This window comes from Mobiluncus holmesii ATCC 35242 (assembly GCF_000185445.1).
In the GTDB taxonomy this organism is placed as follows: Bacteria; Actinomycetota; Actinomycetes; order Actinomycetales; family Actinomycetaceae; genus Mobiluncus; species Mobiluncus curtisii.
Genome location: NZ_GL622346.1, coordinates 1,606,825 through 1,623,048 on the forward strand (window position 1 = coordinate 1,606,825; position 16,224 = coordinate 1,623,048).

The 16,224-nt window shown below is 57.8% G+C and carries 15 protein-coding genes; all 15 read right to left on the reverse strand.

Going from position 1 to position 16,224, the window contains the following annotated elements:
* Window positions 1-19: 19 nt before the first annotated feature.
* Window positions 20-394 (reverse strand): response regulator, encoded by a 375-nt coding sequence (locus tag HMPREF0576_RS06875; protein WP_004007549.1) that lies wholly within the window; start codon window positions 392-394, stop codon window positions 20-22.
* Window positions 391-1,215 (reverse strand): CheR family methyltransferase, encoded by an 825-nt coding sequence (locus tag HMPREF0576_RS06880; RefSeq protein WP_004007550.1) that lies wholly within the window; start codon window positions 1,213-1,215, stop codon window positions 391-393. The genes HMPREF0576_RS06875 and HMPREF0576_RS06880 overlap by 4 nt, the downstream gene beginning before the upstream one ends.
* Window positions 1,212-2,339 (reverse strand): protein-glutamate methylesterase/protein-glutamine glutaminase, encoded by a 1,128-nt coding sequence (locus HMPREF0576_RS06885; RefSeq protein ID WP_004007551.1) that lies wholly within the window; start codon window positions 2,337-2,339, stop codon window positions 1,212-1,214. The genes HMPREF0576_RS06880 and HMPREF0576_RS06885 overlap by 4 nt, the downstream gene beginning before the upstream one ends.
* A gap of 240 nt (window positions 2,340-2,579) precedes the next feature.
* A complete protein-coding gene (locus HMPREF0576_RS06890; protein WP_004008847.1) occupies window positions 2,580-3,017 on the reverse strand; it encodes a chemotaxis protein CheW in 438 nt (145 codons plus the stop codon).
* 6 nt (window positions 3,018-3,023) lie between these two features.
* The gene (locus HMPREF0576_RS06895; RefSeq protein WP_004011276.1) at window positions 3,024-5,546 is read right to left on the reverse strand and encodes a chemotaxis protein CheA; all 2,523 of its coding nucleotides are present in this window, start codon (window positions 5,544-5,546) and stop codon (window positions 3,024-3,026) included.
* A gap of 185 nt (window positions 5,547-5,731) precedes the next feature.
* On the reverse strand, window positions 5,732-6,148 hold the full coding sequence (csrA, locus tag HMPREF0576_RS09615) for a carbon storage regulator CsrA (RefSeq protein WP_004011277.1): 417 nt from the start codon (window positions 6,146-6,148) through the stop codon (window positions 5,732-5,734).
* Window positions 6,149-6,473: 325 nt separating this feature from the next.
* Window positions 6,474-7,883, reverse strand: coding sequence for a hypothetical protein (locus HMPREF0576_RS06905; RefSeq protein WP_004011278.1), 1,410 nt, complete (start codon window positions 7,881-7,883; stop codon window positions 6,474-6,476).
* Entirely contained in the window at window positions 7,858-9,951 is a 2,094-nt protein-coding gene (gene flhA, locus HMPREF0576_RS06910; RefSeq protein ID WP_004007557.1) for a flagellar biosynthesis protein FlhA, read from the reverse strand. The genes HMPREF0576_RS06905 and flhA overlap by 26 nt, the downstream gene beginning before the upstream one ends.
* Window positions 9,952-10,068: 117 nt before the next feature.
* Entirely contained in the window at window positions 10,069-11,172 is a 1,104-nt protein-coding gene (locus HMPREF0576_RS06915) for an EscU/YscU/HrcU family type III secretion system export apparatus switch protein (RefSeq protein ID WP_004011279.1), read from the reverse strand.
* Window positions 11,169-11,915 carry a flagellar biosynthetic protein FliR gene (locus HMPREF0576_RS06920; protein WP_004007559.1) on the reverse strand — a complete coding sequence of 249 codons (747 nt, stop codon included), beginning with the start codon at window positions 11,913-11,915 and terminating at the stop codon, window positions 11,169-11,171. Before HMPREF0576_RS06920 ends, HMPREF0576_RS06915 begins: the two co-directional genes overlap by 4 nt.
* Window positions 11,916-11,928: 13 nt before the next feature.
* A complete protein-coding gene (locus HMPREF0576_RS06925; protein WP_004007560.1) occupies window positions 11,929-12,201 on the reverse strand; it encodes a flagellar biosynthetic protein FliQ in 273 nt (90 codons plus the stop codon).
* Window positions 12,198-13,466 (reverse strand): flagellar type III secretion system pore protein FliP, encoded by a 1,269-nt coding sequence (gene fliP, locus HMPREF0576_RS06930; RefSeq protein ID WP_004011280.1) that lies wholly within the window; start codon window positions 13,464-13,466, stop codon window positions 12,198-12,200. The genes HMPREF0576_RS06925 and fliP overlap by 4 nt, the downstream gene beginning before the upstream one ends.
* Window positions 13,463-14,419: a flagellar biosynthetic protein FliO gene (locus tag HMPREF0576_RS06935; RefSeq protein WP_036324339.1), complete on the reverse strand. Its 957-nt coding sequence runs from the start codon at window positions 14,417-14,419 to the stop codon at window positions 13,463-13,465. Before HMPREF0576_RS06935 ends, fliP begins: the two co-directional genes overlap by 4 nt.
* Before the next feature lie 30 nt (window positions 14,420-14,449).
* Window positions 14,450-15,202, reverse strand: a complete 753-nt coding sequence (gene fliN, locus HMPREF0576_RS06940; protein ID WP_004011282.1) for a flagellar motor switch protein FliN — start codon at window positions 15,200-15,202, stop codon at window positions 14,450-14,452.
* The gene (locus HMPREF0576_RS06945) at window positions 15,199-16,119 is read right to left on the reverse strand and encodes a flagellar motor switch protein FliM (protein ID WP_004007564.1); all 921 of its coding nucleotides are present in this window, start codon (window positions 16,117-16,119) and stop codon (window positions 15,199-15,201) included. Before HMPREF0576_RS06945 ends, fliN begins: the two co-directional genes overlap by 4 nt.
* Window positions 16,120-16,224: the final 105 nt, after the last annotated feature.

The window sequence follows — 16,224 nt, forward strand, 5'->3', positions numbered from 1 at the left end:
CGCAGGGTCTGACAGTTCCTCAAGTCCCCAACCCCAACAGCATGAGCTTTTCGTTGACGGCTTCGGGAGTGAAAGGCTTGATGAGATACTCGTGCGCCCCCGCCGCCAAGGCACGCACAATCTGCGAGTGCTCCGACTCGGTGGTCACCATCATCAACGTGATATTGCGCAGTTCCTTTTCTGCGCGGATATTGACCACCAGTTCCAGCCCGTTCATCACCGGCATATTCCAGTCGATTGTCGCCAAATCGACACGTCCCGTGGCGGGGTCATGCAAGATTTTCATAGCCTGTTCCCCATCGTTGGCCTCCAGGACTTCAAATCCTTCCCGGCGCAGGATACCGCCGATGATTTTACGCATAGCACGGGAGTCGTCAACGATTAATGCTTTCATTTCCCGGCCCCTTTCAACTTATAGACCGCGCCACTCGTCAAGGTCACACGCTCCCATACCGGATCCATCCCCATGGTGGTTTCCGCCGCCCCCAAGAACAGGTAGCCGCCGGGCACCATCGAGTGCGCCACGCGACGCAAGACCTCACGCTTCGTGTTGATATCAAAATAAATCAAAACGTTACGGATGAACACGATATGGAAAGGACCACCCTTGGGCGGGGTCGACAACAGATTGTGTTCCTGGAAATTAATCCGCGACCGCAGCGACGGGCTAATGACCCAGTTGGCGCCCTCACGAGCAAAGTAACGCACCAGCATAGGCGCCGGCAGACCGCGGTTTACCTCCAGCTGAGTGTAGAAACCCTGTTTCGCTTTAGCTAACACTGCCCGAGAAATATCCGTGGCGACAATGGAAAAATTCGGCGCCTGTGGCATTTCCAGCAAACTCATCGCAATGGAATATGGCTCCTGACCGGTGGAACAAGCCGCGGACCAAATCGAGAGGTTACGGTGACCAGCCTCAGCCAAGCCGGGAATCACGGATTCGGTCAAGCCCTTAAACGGGGTGACATCACGGAAAAACGAGGTTTCGTTGGTGGTCAGTGCTTCCGCAATATCTTGCAGGTCCCCAGCCCGGTGGGTCGCGATAACCTGTTGAATCCACTTGTCCACCGCAGTTTCGCCAGTAAATCCGGCTTCCCGTGCCAAAGGAACCAGCCTGGATTCCACCAGGTATTCCTTTCCGGCGGGAAGTTGGATAGCACTGCGTTGCTTTACCAATCCCGCCACATAATCAAATGTTTGGCGGGTCAGGCTCATCGTCTGGCCTCCGGAGCATAAGCCTGGACGTGGCGCTGAATCTGGGTGGCAATCTCATCTAGCGGTCGGATTTCGTCTGCAAAGCCCGCGTTAGCTACCGCCCCTGGCATCCCCCAAACCACAGAAGTCTGTTCGTCCTGCACCAGGGTGCGTCCTCCTGCTTCCAAAACCTTGCCACAGCCGTTCTTGCCGTCCTGACCCATGCCGGTCAGCACGACTGCCAACATATCTCCGCCATAGAGATTCACCGCGGAGTCAAACATGACGTCCACGGAAGGACGGCAAAAGTTTACCGGCGGGGTCTGGGTCAATTTCACGCGTGGAGCCCCGGCATTGCCGGCAAAAGTCATATGGAAGTTGCCCGGTGCCAGATAAATGTGACCCGGCGCCAACATCATGCCTTCCGAAGCCTCCTGCACCGTCGCGGAAGTCAGCTTGTCCAAACGCGCCGCCAACTGGGTGGTAAACACCGGGGGCATGTGCTGGGTGATGACCATCGGAATCGGCATGGGACGGCTCAATCCGGAAATCACCTTGGTCAAAGCTTCGGGACCGCCGGTGGAAGAACCGAGAATGACGATACGAATCGGCTTGTCCGGCATACCCGTACGGTCGTGGAGTTTGAGCGGACCGGCAAACATGGTCGGCACGGAAGAAATATTGGCGCGCGCCTCGGGGGACAAATTGGCAGAGACCGCCCCAATCGCGCGAACTTTGCTGGGCAGCAAGCCCAAAATGATAGGAACCAGCTGTTCCCGCACACTTTGAATGGACTGCTGGACGGAACCCTGGTTAGCCGGTTTCGTCACGTAGTCCGTAGCGCCGGCAGAGAGAGCTTCCAAAGTCGCGGTCGCGCCACGCTGGGTCAGGGTGGAGAACATGATGATGGGGTCTTTACAGCCCATCTTGCGCAGCTCGCGCACCGCCTCAATACCGTCCATTTCGGGCATTTCTATGTCCATCGTGATGGCATCAGGCTTTAGCTGTTTCCACTTCATCAGCGCCAGTTTGCCGTTCGGGGCAGTACCTACGACCTCCAGACTGGGGTCAGCGTTGAGCGCATCCGTAACAATCTTGCGCACCACGACAGAATCGTCCACCACGAGGACTTTAATGCCAGCCATTCTCTCTCCTCAGCTGCGTATTCTTCCCTGTTAAGGTTAACTGGTTTTACAGTTCTTCGCCCAACAACGGACGGCCATCTTTGCGACGTTCCCGACTCGAAACGCGCGCGGGTACGTACAGATTACCGGAAAAGCCGCACCCGAAAAAATATCGCCGCCACCCGTCCTTGTGCAGACAAATCGGAGGGAGCCACCGCAGTGACCCCCTCCGATTGAGCAATCTCAGATTACGGCACGAATTTACGCCCCCCGGGCTTCCGCGCCGATAGCGACCACACGCTCGACATCGAGGACCAGCAGCAGGTCGTCGCTCAGCTTGTACGCACCCAGGATGAGTTCGCGCATATCCTGACCCAGCGTGTCCGGCGGAGCCTCGAAATCAGACTCGTCGACTTCGCGAACATCACCAATTGAATCCACCATCAGCGACAGCGTCTCACCGTCCAGCACCACCACGACCATCATGGCTTCGCGGGGATCCTCGCGCGGCGGCAGGTGCAGCTGATTGCGCAGGTCAATCAGGGTGGCAATCTGTCCGCGCAGGTTCACCAGACCGGTGATGGCAGTCGGCGAGAGCGGCACGTTGGTGATGTCCTCACCGTGCAGAATCTCGGTGACCTGATTGACTTCAATGCCGTAAAGGGCTCCGTCCAAGCGGAAAGTTACGTACTGCGTCATCGTTCATCACGCTCCGACCATATCCAGACGAGAGTTCATCTCGAGTTCGGCGTTGAAATCTTCGATTTCATCGAAGAACGTCGGGTCGGCAGCGCGAACCGCCTGTTCGACGTCCAGCAGCTCGGTGACCCGGTCCTTCAACACCGCAGAACCCAGCAAGCCGTGATCTTCGATGTTGGAGTGCTTGCGCTTGTCGTCCGCAACGATGTCCAGAATCTCGCGAACCACCATCGCCACAGAACGCTCGCCCCGGCGATACACCACGACCTGCAAGTCCTTCGGCTCTTCGTAGTCCATGACCCCGAGCAGGCGATCCAGACGGACGATAGGCAGAATCTGACCCCGGTATTGGATAACCTCGCGACCACCCACGCGCTCCACTGCCTCGACGCTGATGTGCTCCAAACGGGTAACGGCAGCCAGCGGAATCGCCACGCGGCGACCATCGCCAATCCCGACCACCAAAGCCTGACCGGTCATCTCGGAGCTGCGAGCCTGCGCGGCTTCCGCATCCATCTGCGCCTTTTGCGCCGCCTGAGTCGTCGCGCCAGTCAGGGACTTGCGCGCCACCGCGCCAATATCCAGAATCAACGCGACGCGACCATCGCCCAGCAGGGTCGCGCCCGCGTACAGACCGATGGACTTGAGCTTCGAAGACAGCGGCTTGACCACGATTTCTTCGTTGTTGATGACCTTGTCGACCACCAAGCCGAACCGTTGATCATCGTTTTGCAGCACGGCAATCACGCCGTTGGCTTCGGAACCGCGGTCGCTGGCTTCCTCGGGGTGCAGCACGTGGCTCAAGCGAATCAGCGGAAGCAACATGCCACGCAGGCGGTACACCGGCGAGGCGTTGACATACTCCATGGAAGTTTCCTTGCGGGATGAATCCAGCACGACCAACTCGAGCAGGGACACCTGCGGGATGGCGTAAAGCTCACCGTGGGACTCAACCGTCAAAGAAGGCTGAATCGCCAAAGTCAGCGGGATGCGCATCCGCCACGTCGAGCCCTTGCCCAACTCGGATTCCACATCGACTGTACCGCCAATAGCCTCGACGGAAGTCTTGACCACGTCGGTGCCGACTCCACGACCGGAGATGTTCGAAACTTTCTTTGCAGTCGAGAATCCCGGCAGGAACAGCAGGTTAAAGATTTCCTTGTCGCTCATTTCGCCGAGCTGCTGCTGGGTGACCAGACCCTTGTCCAGAGCCTTGTTTGCCACCACAACCGGATCGATACCCGCACCGTCGTCGATAATGTCAACTACAACCTGACCACCGGCGTGGTAAGCCTTCAGGGTGACGGTACCCTTCGGGTCTTTACCAGCAGCCTTGCGTGCCTCGGGCGATTCCACCCCGTGGTCGACCGCGTTACGCACCATGTGCGTCAGTGGGTCCTTGATGGCTTCCAGCAGGGACCGATCCAGTTCGGTGTCCCCGCCAATCATGACCAGCTGCACGTTCTTTTCAGTCTGCTTCGCCAAGTCACGCACCACGCGCGGCATCTTGGACCAGAGGTGTTCGATGGGCTGCATCCGGGTCTTCATAATGCCCTCTTGCAGCTCGGTGGCAACGATAGACAAACGCTGGGATGACTGCACCAGGTTCATGTCGGTCATCGAATCGGTCAGGCGCACGATTTGGTTACGCACCAACACCAACTCGGACACTTCGCGCATCAATACGTCCAGCAGGTCGACATCCACGCGGATGGAAGAGTCCGCGGCGGAACGGGACGAACCGTGTTCTGCCGGTTTCGCATCGTCCTTCTTGGCGGCGCGCAGCGAGGACTTCGGAGCTGCCGGTGCCGAGGGCTCCGGCTTTGCAGCCGGGGCAGCCTGAGCTGCCGGGGCAGCGGTCTCGGCAGGCGCCGGGGCAGCAGCTTCAGCAGCGCCATCACCCAAGTTTACGTTGCCGTTTTCGTCAGCAACGTTTGTCAAAAACGGGACTTCCGCCGGGGCATCCGCAGCCGGGGCAGCTGGCGCGGACGCCAAGTCCTCGCCCAAGTTTACGTTGCCGTTCTCATCAGCAACATTAGTCAAGAACGGGACTTCCACCGGCGCATCCGCAGCCGGGGCAGCAGCCTCAGCCGGAGCCGGTTCGCCTGCCATACCATCGGCAGCCGGTAGCGGCGCACTCGACGTCTTGCCTTGAATAGCTTCAATCTGAGCGATGACGGATTCAATATCCACGTCGCCCTCTTGACCGGTTTCTTCCACCGAACCCATAATGTTACGAATGCGGTCTACCATCAGCAGCAGCACGTCAGCGGTCTCTTGATCCATCTCACGTACGCCGTCGCGGAGCTCGGAAAGCAAGTTCTCACCGCGGTGGGCTAACTTTTCAAGCCGGTTGAACGCCAGGAATCCTGACGTGCCTTTAATCGTGTGAATAGTCCGGAAAATTGAAGACAGGAGTTCTTTTGAACCAGGTTCGGATTCCAAAGACACCATGTCTTGCTCGAGTTGATCGAGGTTCTCATAGGACTCGACCAGGAATTCGCGGACAATTTCATCCATTTCGCCCATAAAGCGACCTCCCAAATAAGTGGCGCCTGCGGCACCGTCTACGCACCAGTTTCGCGCATTTAAATGAGTTATTTAGCAAATTCAGCAAATTTTCAGCGATATTTCTCTATTTCTAGAGCGCTTTTGGACGATTTGCCCAGCTTTGGGGGGAATTTTCTCACGACCGGACAAACAACCCACAACGATTATTTCGTCACCGGCGGGTGCGGTTTCGGAATCGGTTTGGCAGCGGGGGACTTTTGCTGTGGTGCGACCGACGCCGGGGTGACCCGAGCCGAGACGACCGGGGAGGCTTGGGACGAAGCCGAAGCGGCGCCTGGGAGCGCCGCCGAACTCCGCATCAGTCGGCGCAAATCCAGAGGCTGCCCAGACTTGGGCTTAATAGATTGCAAGGACTGCAAGGCAGCAGCGGCTTCGGTACCCGACATCGCTGCCTGGTTTTCTTCAGAAACAGCCTGGACCAGTTCTGCCCGGTTGACCGGAACGGAACGGGGGGCATCCACACCCAAACGCACCGAATCACGGTGGACTTCCACCACGGTAACTACGATGCCGTCACCGATGACAATCTTTTCGCCTACACGCCTTGATAAAACCAACACGGAACTACTCTACATGAGACAACCCCGTAAACTCACTCTTTTACCCGCGAAAGGGTCCCTCCGGGAAAACCGCCGCAACGCCCTGGTGAGGAAGTCCCTGTACCCAGCCTGCCTTGCACGAATCACCGATTTCACGGCGCGATGTGCCGACCTGCCAAAACCAAAATCGCCCTAACCTGCAAGTTTGAAAAAACTCAGGGCAGCACGCCCGCGACTTACAGGTTGAAATCGGTCGTTCGTGCAACCCGCTCCAAAAATCCAGGGAACCTCACGCCCAAACAGAGCCAAAATTCGAGGTAAAGACACCGGTTTATTGGCGAGGGAATCAGTGTGCGCCGGCGAAAATGTCTTCCAGCAGCATCTTCCAGGCTTCTCCGCGCGCGGGGACCCCGTCCAACATGCCGATGGGAATGCCCACTTCAAACAGGGCGCCGGGATGGTCAGATTCCCAAATACGCTGAACCGCCAGGGCATCGGGACGTATCGCGTCAGGCAGACCGCGAATCCAACTCTCGATTTTATCCGCAGGATTGCGCGCGTCGACTACCGCCCAGGTTTGATCTACGTAAATAACCGAGATGAGCTTCGCCATGGTGCGTCGATGCGCTTCAATGAGCGAATCTGCCAGAGCCAACACACAGGTCTGTCCCGGATGTTCCTCCATCAAGGACTTCAGCTCTTCACCAGAGCGTGCCCGCAACGCTTCGCCAGGAAGGGTCGTCTTTGGTCCGCCCAGTACGCAATAGGCATCTTGTCCCAGCCGACCTGCCAAACGTTGCGCGGTTTCTACAATCGACAGAGAAATCGGGGAGGAACCCACCACCACAATCGTGGAACCAGGCTTTTCCAGCAGCGGCACCGGTTCGGGCAGCGCTGCGACCACATCATTCAACGCCATTTCGCTGGTGTCGACAGTGCCGTTAGCGACGGCTTCCGCCAACTTTTCTCCACCGGGCACCCCGGCGAACAACTCCGCGGGGAATCCCAGTTCACTCAGCGCTGCTGCTGGCAGTTTCGGACCGGGAGCAACACGCGGAGTGGAGGTGATGATACGTCCCGCCGTAGCGCCCGGCGCTGCCGCCCCCTGGAGGCGCGCATCAAAAGCCCCGCTGGCAGGTCGTGTCAGGGACCCGATTGCACCGGTTACGGCGGAAGCTTCACCCGCCACAGCCGGGATGCCCGATTCTGGCTTTGTATCGTTGATGAGAGCAGCCGCATCCCCAATTCCCATTTGTGCCATTTGGGCTTCCAGCTGGGCTTGGGCAGCTTCGGTGTTGGAGCTGAGCTGGGAACGAGCTTCGTCAAGCAGGTGTTCCAGTCCGGGGTCTTTCTTGGTGGGGGAAATCGCGCCGTCGTCGTCTCGCACGGTCTTAGCGGCGGGAACCGCAGCGGTATCGCCAGGTTCACGAGCGCCGGGGGGAGCCTGTTTCTTTTGTCCCCAGCCAGCTTCATCAGCTTGTTCCGAAAGAGTCTTGTGGATGGGCTTGGGCTTAGCGCTCGCGGCAGCAGCAGCGGCAGCAGGGGTGCCGGTAGCGTTGCGGAAGCTCTGGGGCGGTTCACCGACCCCCTCGACTTCCACCAGGACTTCATAATGTTCCTTGGCGAACATCCCGGCCAGACCGCCCTTACGGACTTTTTCCGCTTTGAGCACGGTGACCCGTCGACCCATGCGTTTCACTTGGCCGATGAGGACGTCAAGGCGATCGCCTTCAACCAGATATCGCGTGGCTGCCACTTATCGTTCCCATCGTCTCGATCATTACTTTTGCGCCCGACACTTCGGTGTATGACAGCACCGGCAAGCGCGCTATACCAAGGTTAACAAGTTTTCGCAGCGCTGGGCGTAAGACAGGCGCGCAAACTAAAACAACAGAAAATCCGGTTTGCTCTGCCTGCTCGGTCACTTCACGGGTCTGGTTCAGGAAATTCTCCATCCGGTCCGGATCTAGAGCCAGCTGCGAGCCATCATCGCCGGGACGCACGCTCTCCAACAGAGACTGCTCAAAAATCGGATCCAAAGTAATCACCCGCAGCACCCCGTCCATCACATATTTTGCGACAATCGAGGGACCCAGCTCCGCCCGAGCTGCTTCAATCAGCTGCTCCGGCTCGGTGGTTTGTTTGCCCTTGACAGACAGCGCCTCAAAAATGCGGGGCAGGTCCAGGATGGGGACCTGCTCTTCCAGCAGACCCTGGAGCACCACTTGGACTTCACCCAGAGACAGCATCGCCGGAATTAGTTCCTCTACCGCGCTCGGGTTCGTCTGGCGCACCCCATCGACCAGAATTCGCACGTCTTCACGAGACAGGAGTCGCGCCGCGTTCTCGCTGACCAGCGCCCCCAGGTGAGTAATCAGCACGGAGACTCGATCCACCACGGTGGCTCCTCCCAGCTCCGCGTTGTAGCGCAGCTCCACGGGAATCCATTTACCGGTCAAACCGAACACGGGTTCGTTGGTAACGTCACCAGGGAGGTCATCCAGCATGTCGCCCAGTGCCAGAACTTTTCCGGGTGGGGCGATGCCGCGGCCGACTTCCACCCCGGACATGCGGATGACGTAGGTGGATACCGGCAGGTCTACGGAATCACGAGTCCGCACCGGGGGCAGGACAAAGCCCGACTCGAGTGCCACTTTGCGGCGCAGACCGCGCACTCGTGCCAGCAGGTCAGTGTCGGTGTTCGCGCCCACCAGGTCGATGAGGTCGGGAGCGAGGAGGATTTCAAGAGCCGGAACCCGCATCTGTTCAATGAGCTGTTCGGGGGTTTCGCCGGCAGGCTTGGAGTCGTCCTCCTCGACTATGATTTCCTCTTCGGCTTCGACTTGCTTAAGTTTTGCCATCGCACGCCACCCGGCATACAGCAGCAAAGCGCCGATGATAAAGAACGGGGCTTTTGGCATCGCCGGAATAATTCCCATCAGGACGCACGCCACCCCGGCGATGAACAGCGCGGCAAAGGACTGGGTCAGCTGACGTGAAAAGTCTCCGCCGATACCGCCCTCGGGAGAGTCCTTGGAACGGGTGACGATGACACCGGTAGCCAGGCTCATCAGCAGGGAGGGAATCTGGGAGACCAGACCGTCACCGACCGTAAGCTGGGAATATGTCGAGATTGAATCACCGACCGGCATCCCTTCCACGACCATGCCGATGATGAACCCGGCGATGAGGTTGACGATAGTGATGACAATACCCGCGATAGCGTCGCCTTTGACGAACTTGGAACCACCGTCCATAGCGCCATAGAAGTCAGCTTCGGAGGCGATTTCAGCGCGCCGGGCACGAGCGGTTTCTTCATCAATGAGTCCGGAGTTCAAGTCGGCGTCGATAGCCATCTGTTTACCGGGCATAGCGTCCAAGGTGAAACGCGCCCCCACTTCGGCGACACGTCCCGCGCCGTTGGTAATGACCACAAAGTTGATGATGACCAGGATGACGAACACCACCATGCCGACGACGAAGTTACCGCCGACCACGAAAGTCCCAAACGCTTCAATGACCTTGCCAGCTTTCCCGGAGCCTCCCCCGGATCCGGGCGTCAAAATCAGTCGGGTCGAAGCGATATTCAAACTCAGTCGGAACAGGGTCAGCACCAAAACCAAGGTCGGAAACACTGAAAAATTCAACGGCTTGGACACGAACATGGTGGTGAGCAGGGAAATCATGGACAACATGATGGACATGGTGAGGAAAAGGTCCATCATCCACGGCTGCAGGGGGAAAACGAGCAACATAACGATGCCGACAATCCCCACGGGGACTATCAGCCTCGAAATTGTGGCGGCATCAATCTTGCCCTTCACGTGCCGGTCTCCTCACCGCCAGGGACTCCATTCCTGCTATATCTTACCGTCCGAACATCGGCAAACGGGTCTTTTACATTAGATTTTCCTACTTTTTTAGGGATACGACACACTTTGTCAGGACTCCCTCGCAAACAGGTAAGACGGCATCTTGTGAACTCCCCCACGCGTCCCGCGCTTTTTCAAAATCAACACGAACGCCAGGACCTGAGCAACCGCGGTATAAAGCTCCTCCGGAATCGCCGCCCCGACCTCGACCGTAGAGTACAGGGTACGCGCCAACGAAACATCCTCTACCTGGGGAATCTTCGAGTCTTGGGCGACTTCACGAATCCGCGCTGCCACGTGATCCACACCCTTCGCCAAGACTTTCGGGGCGCCCTGTCCCGCTTCGTATTTCAGGGCGACCGCGTAGTGGGTCGGGTTCACTACCACTACGTCAGCATTAGCGGCGTCGGCAATCATCCGGTTGCGGCTCATGGCGATGGCACGAGAGCGGCGCTGGGACTTAATCATCGGGTCGCCTTCGTCCTGTTTGTATTCCTCCTTGATTTCCTGTTTGGACATCTTGGTCTGTTTCTGGTTCTTTTTAAAGATAAACAGTGCATCCAAAACGGACACTACGATGCCGGCAATGACCGAAGCCCAGATGAGCAGCCACATCTTGCCTTGACCGTAGGCAATCAGATTCCACAAGGAGATATGCCCCGCTGCCCCCATCACCTCGGTGACCCCGGAAATCACCACGTACAGCACGACACCCACCGCAACGGTCTTGAGCAGTGCTTTTAACCCGTTCCACAACGCCTGGACGCCAACCACTTTCTTGATGCCTTTGACCAAGTTCAGGTTCTGCAATTTAGGTTTCAAGTGTTTGGCAGAGGGGAACACCCCTCTGCCCTGGATGATGTTTACCATCACCGCAATCAGCAAAATCGCCAGCATAAACGGCAGCAGCGTCCACACAATCGTTCCCAGGGAACTGCCCAGGTATCCAACCAGTTCGGACTGGGAGGGGATTTTCGTGAAAGTGACCGCGGTAATCGTCTGGCGGCGCGCATTTTGAAACGCCGTGTCTATCAGGGACGGGAGCAGGGCTGCCCCGGCTGCCAGGGAAATCCAGCCGGTCAGATCCTGAGATTTTTGGAGGCCACCTTCTTCACGAACTTTCTTTAGTTTTCGCGGAGTGGCCTTTTCAGTCTTTTCCCCGGAATCGCTCACTGGAACACCCCCTGAAAACTCACCATGACTTTATCCATCAGTTTGTCCACGACCTGTGGAATCACCACCATAATCAGCGGCGCGGTGAACGCGGTCATCATAATCTTCAGGGGGAAGCCCAGTGTAAAGGCGTTCATCGCCGGCGCCACCTTGGTCAACAAACCCAGACCCATGTCGGTGAGGAACAGTACCAGCAGCAGCGGTCCGGCGATTTCGATGGATGCCACCATCAGTTCTCCGAAACGAAATACCAGGCGGTCAGCATAGTTACCCATGTCAAAGGCAGCACCTATCGGCATGGCATTAAATGACCGCGCCAGCCCCAATATCAGCAGCTGGTAGCCGTTGGTGGCAAAGAGCATCGCCATTGCCGACAGCTCATAGACCCGCCCAAAAGTCGCCTGGTTCGTCATGGTGAGCGGGTCGAATGCTTGTGCCATCGCGAAACCGCCTTCAAAGTCAATCAGCGAACCTGCCATCTGGAGCGTCGCGACGATAATGCGCACCATTACCGCCATCGCGAAACCAATCAGGGCTTGAATCAGCAGCTCAAACAGGAACACGTCCGATCGGTCTACGGGTCCGATGCGTCCCATGCAGGCAAACCCGAGAGCTGCGCCCAGCATCGCTTTGATACGTCCGGAAATGGCGCGGTTATTGAAGGGGGGACAGAAAGCCAAAAAGACCGTAGCGCGCACGCTAGCCAGAGCGAACGCGGTGAATAAAGCGAGATTGACGGTCACGGCACACCTCGCCCTAAGAATTAAGCAGGGTTGGAATCCGCGCCATCATGTCTTCGGTGGTAGTGACCAGGGTTTGCAGCATCCAGTAACCCGTAATGTACAGGGCAATCCCCACAGCAACGGTCTTGGGGACGAAAGTCAGTGTGACTTCTTGGATTTGGGTGATGGACTGGAACAGTGAAATCAGAAAACCCACGACCAAGGAAGTAATCAAAATGGGTGCTGACAGCTTAGCGCCCATCAACATGGCGGTCAGCGCGAGGTCCAAAACTGCGGAAGAATTCATCGGTACGTTCCTATCAAAGTCTTGGTCAGCAAGCCCCATCCGTCAACCATGACAAACAGCAATACTTTGAACGGCATGGAAACCATCACCGGAGGAAGCATCATCATACCCATACTCATGAGGGCAGCACCGACGACCAGGTCGATAACCAAGAAAGGAATAAACACCACAAACCCGATGATGAAAGCGGAACGAACTTCAGAAATCATAAACGCTGGCACCAGGGTGGTAAAGGGGGTTTCTTCCAGACTGGGCGGGTTGGGGCGGTCCGCGGCGCGGGTCATCAGGGCGATGTCCTCCTCGCGGGTCAGCGGTCCCATAAACTCACGCACCGGCTTTTCCGCGAGTTTGAACATGTCCTGCACTTGAATCTTGCCGTCCATATAGGGTTGCACCGCATCTTGCCAGATTGACGTGATAGTGGGACTCATGATGAACAGGGACAGGAATATCGCCAATCCAGAAATAACCTGATTTGGCGGGATTTGGTTTAGTCCCATGGCGTTACGAGCCATCGCCAGAACGATGAAAATCTTGGTAAAGGACGTCATCATCAGCAGCAGTGACGGCGCGATTGAAAGCACGGTAATCAGCAGGAACACCAACACCGCGGTGGACGGCGCTTTGTCCCAGCCGTTGACGTTGAGTTGGATGCCCGGTTTTTCCGGATTAACCGGCGCGTTGGGGTCAGCAGGACCGATAATGTCCCCCGGATTCGGATTCGGGTTGGTTTGTCCCGGCTGGATGGTTCCTGCGGTTCCTACAAGGGCGGGTTGTCCTGGTTGACCCATTGCGGTGCTGCCGGGGGTTGTCGCTTGGCTGGCAGCGGACGCGATAGGAGTAATCCCAGCGGCAGGGTCAGCGGAAGCATGGGGCATCGAAAAATTAATGGCAAACACCGCGATAACCGCCAGGAACCAGACCAGCTGCAGACGCAGACGAGACACGCGCTGTGCGGGGTTGAGTTCCCGACGCTTCAGCCCGAAACCATAACGCGAACGACGGGCGCGTTCACGGTCTTCCTGAGCCAAGTGAGCGGTATCAACAGTCCCGTGTACGGGAGCGAGGGTATCCACCGTAAAATCGGGAGGTAAAGTCAGCGTGACTCCCAGGCGTTCCCAACGCGCCGCACTGGTGCGGTACTGTTCGCGCACCGCCTGGCGAAACGCTGCCTGACGTCGCGCTTGACGCGCCTGACGCGCCTGGGCATAGGCTTGAAAGTCCGCCACCGAAGCGGCGTGTTGCGCCAGCAGCAGCTCGCTCATGCGGATTCACCGCCCGTAGTGGCACTCTGTGACGTGGTAGAGGGAGTTTCCGCCACAGGCGTTTTGGTGGTCTTTGCGGGTTTGGTCACAGCTGTTTTCGCGGGGATTGCCGGGTCGTTCGCGACAGGTTTACGCGGTCCTTTCGCTCCGAATTCGGCGGCAATCTGCGCTGCGAGGGCATCCATCTGTGCCTCGGTGACCTGCGACTTCGGCTTTACCTGGGCAGGGCGGGTGGACTTGGTGGGTTTAGTCTGCACGGCGGGGCGATTCTGCGCCGCGGGTCGAGTCTCGGTAGCGTCCCGACGTGCCGGGTCGGGAGCGGGGCGCGCCACTCCGCGTTCGACTCGCTTGGTCGCCCGCGCCAGCAACTCCCCAAAAGGTCTGGAGACTGGCTGATTTGCGCGCTCTTGAAAAGCCTCGGCAGCAGCGCTGAGTTCCGCAGACATTTCCTCGGTGTCATAAATCTCAGCGATTGGAGTAACGGCAGAATCCCCCGCCCCCACCAGGAACATCCGTCCCCCAATCTCGATGAGCGCGACTTGTGACACCCGCGAGAGCTGCAACCGAGACACCAAACGCAACCCCGGTCCCTCGTAATCACCCAGGTTCGTACGTTTCACCCAGCGCCACAACAACCACATCAACAGGAACACCACCACGATTCCCACAATGAACCGCAGAAATACCATCATGGGATTCTCGGCAGGGGCACCGGCAAAAGGCGCGGTCGGGGTAACCACCTCAGTGGCAGGGGAACTCGGTGGGGCGCTCCCTGCAGGAGTGGTCGCGGGAGCTGTCGGAGTCGGTCCGACCAACTTCGTGTTACCGGTCGGGCTGGGACTGTTCGGATCTGCAGTGGTGGCGCTACCCAGGGTAGCGACAAAGCCATTGAGGCGAACATAACCGAGCGTCGTCCACGCCGCACCGGTCTGTAAAACGCCCAGCAAGCTCACTGCGCACACCTTTCCGACTGATTCAACCCGCTAGGACTGGCTCTGATTCTGTTGATCCGCCAGAGAGACAATTTCCGTAATGCGGATGCCGTATTCTTCGTCAACCACGACAATCTCTCCGCGAGCAATCAAGCGACCATTCACCATCACGTCAGCAGCTGAACCTGCCGAACGATCCAGCTCAATTACCGAGCCGGGGGACAAATCCAGCACGTCATGCACTGCCAGCTTGGTCCGCCCGATTTCTGCCGTCAAGGTCATCTCGACGTCATAGAGCAGCTTCATGGACTCCGCACGCTGTTCCGGAGTGGCAGTAGATTGGGTGATTGGACCCTCCGGGGCAGCTTTAGCTTCCTCCGCGGGGGCAGAATTCGGAGCTGCCGGTGCGGGGCGTACTGCCAGCCAGCCTTCCACTGTGCCGTCTGCCACCAAAGTGACTTTGGTCCAGTCCTCGCTGTTCAGCAGGTCATCAACCGTGCCCTCGGTGGTATCTTCCATAACCCCGGTGCCCAGGGAAGAGGCAGCCGCTTGCAACGCCGGCAGCAAAGCCTGGGTCTGGGTCATTCCCTCCGCGCCCTCTAATGCCTCGGCAATGATGGAGGACGCCACCAAACACACCTGCAGGGATTCCTCGGAGGATAAAGTCGTGACAACGGCGGGAGAATCAGCACCCGGCATCGGGTCGCCAGGCTCCCACGAGGATGCGGTGAGCTCCGTGGTCGAGGGCAGCAGGGGGATGGCTGCCTGGGCAGCTTCCAGTACCTGGTTCGGGGTCACGCTCATTTCTTTTCTCCTTTGTTAACGGAAACCACCATCGCCGCTAGACGCGACCCGGAAGTTCCAGCAGCGGTTTCTGCCAAAATCAAATCCCCAACCACCAAGTCTAGAGGTCGGGAAGTCGGGTGTATTAAAGGTAAGGTATCACCGATAGCCAGACCATCGAGTTCGCGCGGATTAACATTGCGCGGAGTGAAACGCACCGCTACCCCAATCGGCACGTCTTCTAACGTATCTACCAGGTGTTGACGCACCGCCGCGGCTTCCGCCTTTTGCTGTTCGGTACGAGTATCGTGCACGTCCCCCTGATGGATTGCATCCGTAATCATCGACACCGGCATCATGATGGAGCAGTCGTCCAGATGTTCCCCCGCAGTCAAAGTAATCGGAGCAAACAGCACCGGGGTGGAGCCGTCTACGACCTGCACAAACTGCGGAGCATATTCGATGGTGCGGAACTGACTGTCCAGCGGCAGCATGGATTGGAAAGCTATATCGAGGTCAGCCAGCACCCGCTTGAGGAAGTCAATGAGTACAGAAACTTCCACCTCAGTCAGTTCCCGGTCCGGAGTGGATTCCACGTCTCCGGTGCCACCCAGCAGGTGATCGACCCAGGCTAGAGCAGTCTGACGAGGAAACTGTAGGACCCCCTTGTTGCGCCCCCCTTGGAAATCGATAATCACCATCAAGGTCTGATTAGGCAGGGTCTTAATGTAGTCATCGTAGGAACGCATGGACAAATCCCCGACTTCGCCGGTGATCACCACATGCAGGCGTCCCACCAGCTGATTAACCCAGTGTCGGGTGAAGGCTTCCAGGGCCATCTCCATAATGCGCGCGTACTCGCGCGGGAGCTTCATCGGTTTACTAAAGTCGTAAACTCTCGCATCCACGTCGGTCTGAACGATATTTGTCTTTGCCATCGCTGTCCATTTTATCCAGGTCAACCGGTAGATTTGGGGGTTTCCTGGCGTTATGAGAAAGAATCGTCTCCCGTATCAGGGCGTCCCCGGTATCACCAGTGAGAT